Below are 11470 nucleotides of genomic sequence, written 5' to 3'. Positions count from 1 at the left end.
CCCTATTCCGATCTACGGGTGGCGGGTGGGGCGGCCGGAAGGGACGGGACCACCATCGTTCCGAATCCTTCTTCCGTGAAGACTTCGAGCAGGGTCGAGTGGGCGACCCGGCCGTCCACGACGTGCGCGGCGGGCACCCCGCCGCGGACCGCGCGCAGGCAGGCCTCCATCTTGGGCGCCATCCCGGACTCCAGGGACGGCAGCAGCTTCTCCAGCGCGTCGGCGCCGATCTCCGACGTCAGCGAGGAGGTGTCCGGCCAGTTCGTGTAGAGGCCGGGGACGTCGGTGAGGACGACCAGCTTGCGGGCGCCGAGCGCGACGGCCAGCGCGGAGGCGGCGGTGTCCGCGTTCACGTTGTGCAGCACCCCGTCGGCGTCCGGCGCGACCGTGGCGATGACCGGGATCCGGCCGGCCGCGATCAGGTCGTCGACGGCCGACGTGTTCACCTCGTCGACGTCGCCGACCTGGCCGATGTCCACCGGCTCGCCGTCGATGACCGCCTGCCGGCGGACCGCGGTGAACATGCCCGCGTCCTCACCGGAGAGGCCCACCGCGTACGGCCCGTGCTGGTTGATCAGACCGACCAGCTCCCGGCCGACCTGCCCGACCAGCACCATCCGGACGACGTCCATCGCCTCCGGGGTGGTGACCCGCAGGCCGCCCCGGAACTCGCTCTCGATGCCCAGCCTGGTGAGCATCCGGCTGATCTGCGGGCCGCCGCCGTGCACCACGACCGGCTTGATGCCGACCAGCCGCAGGAACACCATGTCGGCCGCGAACGCCTCCTGCAACGACGGGTCGATCATCGCGTTGCCGCCGTACTTGATCACGACGGTGGTCCCGTGGAACCGCTCCAGCCAGGGCAGCGCCTCGATCAGGATCTCGGCCTTCTTCTGCGCCTTCACGACGAGTACGCCGAGTTCTCGTGCACGTACGCGTGGGACAGATCGGTGGTCCAGATCGTCGCGCCCATCTCTCCCTCACGCAGGTTGATCGTGACGGTCACGTCCCGCCCGGACAGGTCCACCTTGTTGCGGTCCTCGGCCGCGGCGCCGCCCTTGCAGATCCAGACGCCGTTGATCGCCACGTCGATCCGGTCCGGCTCGAAGGCGGCGCTCGTGGTGCCGACCGCGGCCAGGATCCGGCCCCAGTTCGGGTCGTTGCCGAAGAACGCCGTCTTCACCAGGTTGTTGCCCGCCACCACCCGGCCCACCTGCACGGCGTCGGCCTCGGAGGCGGCGCCCTGCACCTCGATGGCGATGTGCTTGGTGGCGCCCTCGGCGTCGGCGATCAACTGCTGGGCCAGGTCGTGGCAGACCTCGGTGACCGCGGCGGTCAGCTCGGCCAGCGTCGGCTCCCGGTCCGAGGAGCCGTTGGCCAGCAGCAGCACGGTGTCGTTGGTGGACATGCAGCCGTCCGCGTCGATCCGGTCGAAGGTGACCCGGGTGGCGGCGCGCAGCGCGGCGTCGAGCACCTCGTTGTCGGCGGACGCGTCGGTGGTGATCACCACGAGCATGGTGGCCAGGGCCGGGGCCAGCATGCCGGCGCCCTTCGCGATGCCGCCGACCGACCAGCCGTCGCGCTGGGCCACCGCGTTCTTCGCCACCGTGTCGGTGGTCATGATCGCCTCGGCCGCCTTCGGGCCGCCGTCGGCGGCGAGCGCCTTGGCCGCCGCGTTGACGCCCGGGAGCAGCTTGTCCATCGGCAGCAGCTCGCCGATCAGACCGGTCGAGCAGACCGCCACGTCGCCGGGGCCGATCATCATCCGGTTGGCGCCGCCGCGCAGCACGGTCGCGGTGTGCTCGGCCGTGGCGTGGGTGTCGCGGAAGCCCTGCGAGCCGGTGCACGCGTTGGCGCCGCCCGAGTTGAGCACGACCGCCCGGACGATGCCGCCCTTGAGCACCTGCTGGCTCCACAGCACGGGCGCGGCCTTCACCCGGTTGGCGGTGAAGACACCGGCCGCCGTGTAGTCGGGGCCGTCGTTGACGATCAGGGCGACGTCGGCGTTGCCGTGGGCCTTGAGCCCGGCGGCGACGCCCGCGGCCCGGAAGCCCTTGGGGTGGGTGACGGTCACGGCGCTACTCCGAAGACACTCAGGCCCGTGGTCTCGGGCAGACCGAACATGATGTTGGCGTTCTGCACCGCCTGGCCGGCGGCGCCCTTGCCCAGGTTGTCGAGCGCGCTCACCACGATGATGCGGCCCGAGTCGATGTCGACCGTGGCCTGGAGGTGACACGAGTTCGAACCGGCGGTGGCCGCGGTGCGCGGCCACGAGCCCTCCGGCAGCACGTGCACGAACGGCGCGCCCGCATAGGCCGCCTGGAGCGCCTCGCGCGGGTCGCCGCCGTTGAGCCGGCGCGCCGTGACGGTCGCCAGGATGCCGCGCGGCATCGGCGCCAGGATCGGCGTCATCGACAGCGAGCCGGCGCCGGTGGCCTGCTTGATCTCGGCGACGTGCTGGTGGGCGCCGACCTTGTAGGGCGACAGGTCACCCATGATCTCGCTGGCCAGCAGGTTGACCTTGGCGTTGCGCCCGGCGCCCGAGGTGCCGGAGCTGGCGACGACCACCACGTCCTCCGGGTCGGCGACACCGGCGGCGATCAGCGGGGCGAGCGCCAGGATGATCGTCGCGGCGTAGCAGCCGGTGTTGGCCACCCGGTCGGCGCTCGCGATCGCGGCGCGCGCGCCCGGCAGCTCGGGCAGGCCGTAGGTCCACGTGCCCGCGTGGCCGCCGCCGTAGTAGCGGGTCCACTGCTCGGCGCTCTCCAGCCGGAAGTCGGCGCCCAGGTCGACGACCTTGACCCCCTCGGCGAGCCGCGCCGCCACGGCCGCCGACTGACCGTGCGGCAGAGCGAGGAAGACCAGGTCGGCCCCGCTGAGCGTCTCGGCGTCGGTGGCGCCGAGGGTCAGGTCGAGCCCGGCGAGCTGCGGATGCACCGCGCTGACCGGCGAGCCCGCCTGGCTGTGCGCGGTCGCCGCGACGAGGTCGAACTCGGGATGCCCGGCGATCAGGCGCAGCAACTCACCGCCCGCGTAGCCACTGGCGCCCGCTACCGCGACCCGGATTCCCATGCTGCCCTCCGCATTACGCACTTCCGCATGAATATGCAAAGTACCGTATCAACTCGCATACTCGGCGGCAACAACATGCCGCCTCTTCCCGCATGCTGAGCCCCGGCACGGCACATCCATCAGAAAACCCCAGATTTGGTACGGGCTGACGCCGCCCCCGACCGCGATTACTCCGTCCCGTCCGCTCCACGCGAGCGTCTGCCCGGTCCCGCCCGTGCCGCGCCCTTCCGGGCTCAGATCGGTGGTCCGGCCGGCTCCCAGCGCTGTATCAACCGCATTGAGACAGCGCTCACGACCAGCCGCGAGCGGTCCGTTCCCGAGGCCGTCGAGCGGCCGCTCTCCGTTTGCACCTCTACTCCCGCCACCGCAACCGTCCGTTTCCTTAGACAGCGCGCGTACCACTCGAACTGAAGCCCGGTACGAACGGGTCGGGGAGGAGTAGAGCATGCGCCGTTGGTGGCGAAACCGAGGTATTCGAACGAAGTTGTTGCTGGTGACCGCGCTGGCCGGGATCGCGACGGCAGCCGTGGGCGCGGGCGCGGTGATCCAGCTGAACTCGGTGGCAGCCACCGCGCGGACCATCACCGACGAGCGCATGCAGCAGGCGTTACGCATCAACGAGGCCCGCACACAGTTGTTGCAGGAGGACGCGACGCTGCTGGAGCACGTGGCGCTCACCGACGAGGTGTCCCGCAAGCGGGCCGAGGATGAGATCAAGGCCAGCGACGCGGCGTACGACAAGGCGTGGGCGGCCTACCGGCAGGGCGACACCGCCCACACGGGCACGCTCTCGGCCACCGAGGGGCTGATCGCGACCTACCGCCACCTGCGCGACGACGCGATGCTGCCGGCCAGTCGCGACCACGACGCCGAAGCGTTCCAGACAAGCCGCTTCACCCAGGGCGGCGCCCTGGTCGCGGCGAGGCAGAACCTGGATGAGCTGGCGGAATACCAGACCAACGCGGTGGCGGAGGGTGGTCGCGCCATCCAGAACGCGAAGTCGCAAGGCCTCCAGATGATCTTCGCCTTGCTGATCGGCGGGCTCACCCTCGCCGGGGCCGCCGCGGTGTACCTGGCCAACGCCATTCTGCGACCGGTCCGCCAGGTCGAGCGGGCTCTCACCGCCATGGCCGAAGGTGACCTGACCAGCCCCGCGGAGGTCGACTCGAACGACGAGATCGGCCGGATGGCGGCCGGGTACGAACGGGCCCGGCAGGCGATGCGAGAGACCTTCGAGGCGCTGCGCCTCACCGCCGAGATGGTGAGCGAGGCGTCCGGCCAGGTGCACGATTCCGGCACCCGGCTCGACGAGTCGACCACCGACACCGCGCGGCAGGCGCGCTCGGTCACCGAGGCGGCCGGAATGGTCTCCGGCAACGTGCAACTGCTGTCCGCCGCCGGCGTGGAGATGGGTTCGTCGATCGAATCGATCGCGCACAGCGCCAACGAGGCCGCCCGGGTCGCGTCCTCCGCGGTCGACGTCGCCGCCGGCACCACAGAGATCGTCACCAAGCTCGGCCGTTCGTCCACAGAGATCAGTGACGTCGTCAAGGTGATCACCGCGATCGCCGAACAGACCAACCTGCTCGCCCTCAACGCCACCATCGAGGCGGCACGCGCGGGCGAGAGCGGCAAGGGCTTCGCGGTGGTGGCCGGAGAGGTCAAGGAGCTGGCCCAGGAGACCGCCCGGGCCACCGACGACATCACCCGGCGGGTCCAGGCCATCCAGGTCGACACCGGCGGAGCGGTCGAGGCGATCGCGAAGATCAGCGAGATCATCGCGCAGATCAACGACTTCCAGCTCACCATCGCCTCGGCGGTCGAGGAGCAGACGGCCACGACCAACGAGATGAACCGCAACGTGTTCGAGGCCGCGAACGGCTCGCAGGAGATCGCCACCACCATCGAGGCGCTGTCGGCGTCGGTGGACAACGCCGCCGGCGACGCGGTCAACACGAAGTCGGCGGCCGGGAACCTGGCGCAGACGGCGCAGCAGCTGCGCGACGCCGTGCACCGGTTCCAGATCTGAATCACACACCTTCTGGCACACCACGACATGCAAGGGATGAAAATGACGAGCTCGTACCGGCGCCGCGGGCTTGCGGCCGGCGTCGCAATCCTGTTGGGCCTGGGCACGACCGCGTGTGGCAATGCCGCCATGCTGGGTGACGACAACCCGGCCGAGGCGAAGGAGTGCGCCCCTTACCAGAAGTATCAGGGGCACAAGGGCACCAAGGTGAGAATGACCGGTTCGAGCCGTGACCTCGAGGCCAATCTGCTGCAACAGGCGTTGCGCCGATTCGGTGACTGCACCGGCATCGAATTCCAGTACGAGGGTGATGCCGCCTTCGAGAACACCATCCGCAAGAACGTGGCGGACGGCGAGACTCCCGACCTGGCCATCTTCGCCCAGCCAGGGCTTCTGAAGGACTTGATCGCCCAGGGCGCGGTCAAGCCCGCCTCGGCCGAGGTCGAGGCCAACGGCAAGAAGGGCTGGAACCAGGACTGGCTGGACTACGGCTCGGTGGACGGCACGTTCTACGCCGCGCCGATGAGTGCCAGCGTCAAGTCGCTGGTGTGGTACTCGCCGAAGACCTTCGCCAAGAAGGGCTATCAGGTGCCGCAGAACTGGGACGAGTTGATCGCGCTCAGCGACCGGATTGCCGCGGACGGGGAGAAGCCCTGGTGTGCCGGAATCGAGTCCGGCGACGCCACCGGCTGGCCCGCGACGGACTGGATGGAGGACGTCGCACTGCGGGTGGCCGGACCCGAGGCCTACGACAGCTGGGTCAGCCACGAGATTCCGTTCAACGACCCGCAGATCGCCGCGGTCACCGACAAGGTCGGATCGATCTTGAAGAACCCAAGGTACGTCAACGCCGGAATCGGTGGGGTCAAGAGCATCGCCACCACGTCGTTCCAGGCTGCCGGCCTGCCCGTGCTGTCAGGTAAGTGCACCATGCACCGCCAGGCGTCGTTCTACGCCGGACAGTGGCCGCGGGGCACCCAGGTGGCTGAGGACGGCGACGTGTACGCCTTCTACTTCCCGGCGATCGACCCGGCCAAGGGCAAACCGACACTGGTGGCGGGCGAGTTCTTGGCCGCGTTCACGGACCGGCCGGAAGTACAGGCCGTGCAGGCGTACATGTCCAGCGGCGAATTCGCCACCAGCCGGGCCTCGATGGGTGGATGGGTGTCGGCGAACAAAAACGTCGACATGAAGGTCTACAGCAACCCGGTGGACCACCTGTCGGCGGAGATCTTGCAGGACGAGAAGACGGTGGCGCGCTTCGACGGCTCGGACATGATGCCCGGCAGTGTCGGCGCCGGCACCTTCTGGGTGGGTATGACGAACTGGATCAAGGGTGCGAGCACGAAGGCCACCCTCAACGCCATCGAGGCGTCCTGGCCGTAGTCCGGCCCGGGCGGGCACCGGGAGGCCCGCCGCGCCCACCGAGCTCAGCCCGGTGGGCGCGGCACGGGCCGGACCGGGCAGTGGATCGCGGGGCTCGGCGGGACGGGATTCATGCTGTCGGATGCGGGGGATGTCCGTACCGGATCAGGGGTTTTGAAGTGATTTTGCCCAGGTGTTCCAGGCGGCGAGCCAATCGTCCTGGGCCGCGGCGATCGCGGAGACCCGGGCGTAGTCGACCGGGCGCAGGCCACGCCGGCGCAGCCAGGCGACCTGGGCGGGACGGCTAGGGACGTCCGGGCCGAGGCGCGTGCCGAAGAGCAGGGTCTCGCTGATCGCGCGCCGCCGCAGTGCCGGGTCGGCGCGGAACCACTCGGCCTCCCGGTCCAGGCGGGTGAGCTGGTCGAGCATGTCCTGGACGGCCCGGCGGGAGGGCACCTCGGGTTCGCCGGTGAAATCCATCTGGCGGACGACGGCATCGCGCCACAGCTGCTGCCAGGCGCGCGGCAGCTGTGGGCGCGGACCGCCCTCGGCCCACCAGTCGGCGTGCTCCCGGGAAGTCCGCAGCACCGCCTCCACCAGAAGAAGGTGCGGTTCGGACGTCATGTGGCACCTCCTCGGTGCCAGGAAAGCACGAAGCGTCAACTACCCCGCCTGGGCGAGCGCCACACCGAACCGGTCGTCCGGATCGGTCCACCAGTGCCGCAACGTGAAACCGGCGGTGGCCAGCTCGGCGGCGAGGCCGGTCCGGCGGAACTTGGCGGAGATCTCGGTGCGCATCTCCTCCCCGGCGGCGAACGGCACGGTGAGATCCAGCTCCGGGATGCGCACCACCTGGTCACGCGACGACCGGAGCCGCATCTCGATCCACTCGTGCCCGGCGTCCCAGAGGGCGACGTGCCCGAACGCCGCGGGGTCGAAGTCGGCGCCCAGCTCCCGGTTGATCACCCGCAGCACGTTGCGGTTGAACTCGGCGGTCACCCCGGCCGCGTCGTCGTAGGCGGGCACCAGGACGGCCGGGTCCTTCACCAGGTCGGCGCCGAGCAGCAGCCACTCGCCCTCGTGCAGCACGCCGCGCAGAGCGGTCAGGAACGCGGCCCGCTCCGGCGGTGTCAGGTTGCCGAGCGTGCCGCCGAGGAAGGCGACCACCCGGCTGTCGCCGTCCGGGAGGTACGCCAGATGCCGGGCGAAGTCGCCGACCACCCCGGTCACGGTCAGCTCCGGATAGGCCGCGGTCAGCTCGCCGACCGCGGCGGTGAGGGCGCTCGCCGACACGTCCAGCGGCACGAACGAGCCGAGCGTGCCGCGCCGGAGCATCGCGTCGAGCAGCAGACGTGTCTTCTCGGAGGAGCCGGAGCCCAGCTCCACCAGGCATTTGGCCTCGGTGATCCGGGCGATCGCGGGAGCGTGCCCGGCCAGGACCGCCCGTTCGGCGCGGGTCGGGTAGTACTCCGGCAGCCGGGTGATCTCCTCGAAGAGCTCACTGCCGCGGGCGTCGTAGAACCATCGGGGCGGCAGCCACTTCGGGGTCACGGTCAGGCCGGCGAGCACGTCGGCGCGGAGCGTCCGGGCCAGATCCCGGTCGTCGATCAGCGTGAGCATGGTTCTCCTCAGAAGGTCGGTGTCATCTCCAGCGCGGTGGTGGTGGCGACCACCAGGTGGCCGTCCGGGACGGGCCGCCAGGCAGGGGAGGCGTCCAGGGGTTCCGAGCCGATCAGGACCGAGCCGCGGCCGGGGTGTACCGACAGGGCGTGGCCGTGGGCCGTCGCGATCAGCTGCGTGCCGTCGGTGAGCAGCAGGTTCAGCCGGGATCCGGGGGCCGCCGCGGCCACGTCGGCGACCAGCGCGGCGACCGCCTTGGGTGCCGGCTCGCCGGCTCGCAGCCGGGCTCGCAGCAGCGCCCAGAGGGTGGCCGAGTCGGTCGGCGCGTCCATCGTGAGCAGGTCCTCGACCGGCAGGTCACCGGCGAGTCCGGCGACCGCCGACGGCCAGCCGCGGACCACGCCGTTGTGACTGAACAGCCAGCGCCCGTCGGTGAACGGCGCCGCCGCGGTCTCCACGACCGGCAGGCCCACGGTGGCCGAGCGGACCGCGGCGAGGACCGCCCCGGACCGGGTGGCGGCCGCCAGCGACGGCAGGGCGGCGTCGGTCCAGATCGGCATGGCGCTGCGGTACCGCACCGGCTCGGCGGCGCCCGGGGGCCACCAGCCGACCCCGAAGCCGTCGGCGTTGATGGTGCCGCCGCCGCGCATGTCGCGCGGCGCCCACGCCTGCGTCACCAGCGCGTGCGGCGGATCCAGCAGGAGACTCGACAACGGTACGGGCGGGCCGAGATATCCCAGGTGGCGGCACATCAGGCGGCTCGGGCGCAGCGGAAGCCGGAGAAGATCTGCCGCCGGATCGGGTGGTCCCAGTTGCGAAAGGTGCCCCGGCAGGCGGCCGCGTCGGTGCCGAACGAGCCGCCGCGCAGCACCCTGTAGTCGCCGCCGAAGAAGACCTCCGAATACTCCCGGTACGGAAAGGCCGTGAACCCCGGATAGGGCTCGAAACCGCTGGACACCCACTCCCAGACGTCGCCGATCAGCTGGTGCACGCCGAGCGGGGAGGCGCCGTCCGGGTAGGCGCCGACCGGGGCCGGGCCGAGGTGCCGCTGCCCGAGGTTGGCGTGCCGGGCCTCGGGCGGGTCGTCGCCCCACGGGTAGCGGCGGGAGCGGCCGGTCGCCGGGTCGTGGCGGGCCGCCTTCTCCCACTCGGCCTCGGTGGGCAGGCGTTTACCGGCCCACGCGGCGTAGGCCTCGGCCTCGTACCAGCAGACGTGGACGACCGGCTCGTGCGGGTGCACCGGCTCGACGCGGCCGAACCGCCGGTAGTGCCAGCCGTCGTGGTCGCGCAGCCAGTGCAGCGGCTTCTCCAGGCCGGCCCTCATCCGGTGGGACCAGCCGCGTTCGCTCCACCAGCGCGGGTCGTCGTAGCCGCCGGCGTCGATGAACGCGGCGTACTGCTCGTTGGTGGTGGGGGCGGCGTCGATCCAGAACGCCGGGACGTCGACGGCGTGGGCGGGGCGTTCGTTGTCCAGGGCCCAGGGCTCGGTGTCCGTACCCATAACAAATTTTCCCGCTTTTATCAGGATTTCTCCGGTGATTTCTCGCCCGGGTGGCGGCGGCGGGGCGGACAGCACCGGCGTTCCGGTCCGCAGCTGGTGGGTGGCCAGCATGGTCTCGTCGTGCTGCTGCTCGTGCTGGACGATCATGCCGAACGCGAACCCGTCGTCGACCAGCCGCCGCGACGGCTCGAACCGCACCCGGTCGAGCACGTCCAGGACCTTGTCGCGGACCGTCGCCGTGTACGCCCGGGCCTCCGCCGGGTTCAGCAGCGGCAGAGCCGGCCGGTCCCGGCGGGCGTGCTTGAAGGCGTCGTAGAGCTCGTCGATGTCGTGGCGCACCGGGTCCCGGCCGCCGACGTCCCGGACCAGCCAGAGCTCCTCCTGGTTGCCGATGTGCGCGAGGTCCCACACCAGCGGGGACATCAGCGGCGAGTGCTGGCGTATCAGGTCGCCCTCGTCGACCGCGTCGGTGAGCAGCGTGGTCCGTGCCCGGGTGCGCTCCAGCTCGGCGGCGATGGCCAGCCGCAGGTCCTGGGTCGTCATGCTGTGCCCTCCCTCGCATCCCCTCCCGGCCCTCGCCGGCCACGTCCGTCGTCTGCCGCGGCCGGGTGCCGCTCGGTGCAGTCGGTCATGCGGAGATCCCCTCTCGGTGGCGGTGCAACCGGCGCTGGACGGCCTCGACGATCTCCTCCCGGACGGCGGCCGGCAGCCCGGTCCGGTCCAGGTGGCGGCAGGCCAGGCCGGCCAGGTCGGCGGCGGACCGGCGGACCGGGCCGTCGGCCAGGCCGAGTCGCGCGGCGGCATGCCAGCGGCCGGCTCCGGCGGCGGCCAGTTCGCGGGCCCGGTCGGTGAGCGTGTCGGAGTCGAGCAGGGTGACCAGCACCGCGGCCGGGACGATCCACTCGTCACCGGGCTGGGTGTCCAGGTAGCGGACCTCGAGGTAGCCCCGCGGCCGGACCGGCGGGAACAGGGTGCCGAGGTGGTACTCGAGGTCGGCAGGCGTGGGTGGACGGCCGACCGGTTCGGTGGGCGGCGACGGCCGGCGCGGGCCGATGCCGCCCGCCTCGATCCAGTCGGCGAAGGTCACCTCGGGTGGGACGTCCCAGCGGCCGTCCGGCCGGGGCACGCACAGCAGCGGGGCGCGGACCGCGTACTCCGCCCAGGCCCGCGCCGGGTCCGCGGCGGCCGGGACCGGGGCGGTACGCCGGGGGTCGATCCCGTACCAGGAGGCCATCCGCCGGGACGCCCAGCCGTCGGCCGGGGAGTTGGCGAACAGGGCCAGCAGGGCCGGGCCCATCTCGTGCAGGGCCGCCCATCGGGGCAGGATCTGGTGCGGCTCGCCGGCGTCGAGGCAGATCTGGAGGCCGGCGGTGGCGGTCATCATGGTGTGGCCGGAGCTGTCGAACGCCCTCTCCATGGCGGCGTACCGCGGAGCGTCGAGGAGCCGGCGGCGCCGCCCGTACGGGTCGAGGCCCCGCTCCCCCAGCACGATCCCGGCATCGGCCAGCAGGGTGGTGAGGACGTCGCGGTCGGCGGTGACCGCGGTGTGCAACTCGGCCAGGGAGCCGGCCGGGGCCGAGGAGATCTCGACCTGACCGCCCGGTTCGACGGTGACGGCGCCGCCGCAGGGCAGCGGCACGGGGTTCGGGTTGCCGAGGGTGACGGGCGCATGCTCGCCCAGTGCCCCGGCCAGGTCGCCGGCCCGCAGGTACGCGGACGGATCGGCGGCGCGGTGTGTGGTCCACTCCAACTCGGCGCCGACCTGCCCGGGCGGGCCGGTCTTGAAACAGATTCCGGCGATGTGCTCGATCGCCTCGGCGGTCCGACGCAGGACCCGGTCAGCCGAACCCATGACCCCCCTTGAGTCACCATGCGTGATCAAT

General features: G+C 71.6%; 10 protein-coding genes. 2 read left to right on the top strand and 8 right to left on the bottom strand.

What is annotated here, in order from left to right; translation table 11 throughout:
* Window positions 1-2: 2 nt before the first annotated feature.
* The 3 genes from argB to argC are packed head-to-tail and all read right to left on the bottom strand — an operon-like array spanning window position 3 to window position 3072.
* Complete coding sequence (gene argB / locus KZ829_RS37850; RefSeq protein WP_308285834.1) at window positions 3-905, bottom strand: acetylglutamate kinase; 903 nt, start codon at window positions 903-905, stop codon at window positions 3-5.
* Window positions 902-2074, bottom strand: coding sequence for a bifunctional glutamate N-acetyltransferase/amino-acid acetyltransferase ArgJ (argJ, locus tag KZ829_RS37845; RefSeq protein ID WP_220148643.1), 1173 nt, complete (start codon window positions 2072-2074; stop codon window positions 902-904). The genes argB and argJ overlap by 4 nt, the downstream gene beginning before the upstream one ends.
* Entirely contained in the window at window positions 2071-3072 is a 1002-nt protein-coding gene (argC, locus tag KZ829_RS37840; RefSeq protein WP_220148642.1) for an N-acetyl-gamma-glutamyl-phosphate reductase, read from the bottom strand. The genes argJ and argC overlap by 4 nt, the downstream gene beginning before the upstream one ends.
* A gap of 445 nt (window positions 3073-3517) precedes the next feature.
* On the opposite strand from argC, the gene KZ829_RS37835 reads away from it, so the two are divergent.
* Together KZ829_RS37835 and KZ829_RS37830 are read left to right on the top strand one after the other, a co-directional pair.
* On the top strand, window positions 3518-5101 hold the full coding sequence (locus tag KZ829_RS37835; RefSeq protein WP_281428338.1) for a methyl-accepting chemotaxis protein: 1584 nt from the start codon (window positions 3518-3520) through the stop codon (window positions 5099-5101).
* A 42-nt stretch (window positions 5102-5143) separates the two neighbouring features.
* Entirely contained in the window at window positions 5144-6487 is a 1344-nt protein-coding gene (locus KZ829_RS37830; RefSeq protein ID WP_372453997.1) for an ABC transporter substrate-binding protein, read from the top strand.
* 144 nt (window positions 6488-6631) lie between these two features.
* Here KZ829_RS37830 and KZ829_RS37825 read toward each other — a convergent pair whose 3' ends face one another.
* The 5 genes from KZ829_RS37825 to KZ829_RS37805 form a co-directional block, all read right to left on the bottom strand.
* Window positions 6632-7090, bottom strand: coding sequence for a hypothetical protein (locus KZ829_RS37825; RefSeq protein ID WP_220148639.1), 459 nt, complete (start codon window positions 7088-7090; stop codon window positions 6632-6634).
* 39 nt (window positions 7091-7129) lie between these two features.
* Complete coding sequence (gene egtD, locus KZ829_RS37820; RefSeq protein WP_220148638.1) at window positions 7130-8086, bottom strand: L-histidine N(alpha)-methyltransferase; 957 nt, start codon at window positions 8084-8086, stop codon at window positions 7130-7132.
* 8 nt (window positions 8087-8094) lie between these two features.
* Window positions 8095-8838, bottom strand: a complete 744-nt coding sequence (gene egtC, locus KZ829_RS37815) for an ergothioneine biosynthesis protein EgtC (RefSeq protein WP_220148637.1) — start codon at window positions 8836-8838, stop codon at window positions 8095-8097.
* The gene (egtB, locus tag KZ829_RS37810; protein ID WP_220148636.1) at window positions 8838-10130 is read right to left on the bottom strand and encodes an ergothioneine biosynthesis protein EgtB; all 1293 of its coding nucleotides are present in this window, start codon (window positions 10128-10130) and stop codon (window positions 8838-8840) included. Before egtB ends, egtC begins: the two co-directional genes overlap by 1 nt.
* A gap of 85 nt (window positions 10131-10215) precedes the next feature.
* The gene (locus KZ829_RS37805) at window positions 10216-11439 is read right to left on the bottom strand and encodes a glutamate-cysteine ligase family protein (protein WP_220148635.1); all 1224 of its coding nucleotides are present in this window, start codon (window positions 11437-11439) and stop codon (window positions 10216-10218) included.
* Window positions 11440-11470 lie beyond the last annotated feature (31 nt).

The sequence above is a fragment of the Actinoplanes hulinensis genome, assembly GCF_019429605.1.
Classification (GTDB): Bacteria; Actinomycetota; Actinomycetes; order Mycobacteriales; family Micromonosporaceae; genus Actinoplanes; species Actinoplanes campanulatus.
This window is presented reverse-complemented; position numbering and strand designations above follow the sequence as displayed.

Bases quoted from the DNA above. Each gene is read 5' to 3' on its own strand.
- argC (WP_220148642.1), bottom strand. From the start codon at position 3,072: ATGGGAATCCGGGTCGCGGTAGCGGGCGCCAGTGGCTACGCGGGCGGT.
- egtD (WP_220148638.1), bottom strand. From the start codon at position 8,086: ATGCTCACGCTGATCGACGACCGGGATCTGGCCCGGACGCTCCGCGCC.
- KZ829_RS37830 (WP_372453997.1), top strand. From the start codon at position 5,144: ATGACGAGCTCGTACCGGCGCCGCGGGCTTGCGGCCGGCGTCGCAATC.
- egtC (WP_220148637.1), bottom strand. From the start codon at position 8,838: ATGTGCCGCCACCTGGGATATCTCGGCCCGCCCGTACCGTTGTCGAGT.
- KZ829_RS37825 (WP_220148639.1), bottom strand. From the start codon at position 7,090: ATGACGTCCGAACCGCACCTTCTTCTGGTGGAGGCGGTGCTGCGGACT.
- egtB (WP_220148636.1), bottom strand. From the start codon at position 10,130: ATGACGACCCAGGACCTGCGGCTGGCCATCGCCGCCGAGCTGGAGCGC.
- KZ829_RS37805 (WP_220148635.1), bottom strand. From the start codon at position 11,439: ATGGGTTCGGCTGACCGGGTCCTGCGTCGGACCGCCGAGGCGATCGAG.
- KZ829_RS37835 (WP_281428338.1), top strand. From the start codon at position 3,518: ATGCGCCGTTGGTGGCGAAACCGAGGTATTCGAACGAAGTTGTTGCTG.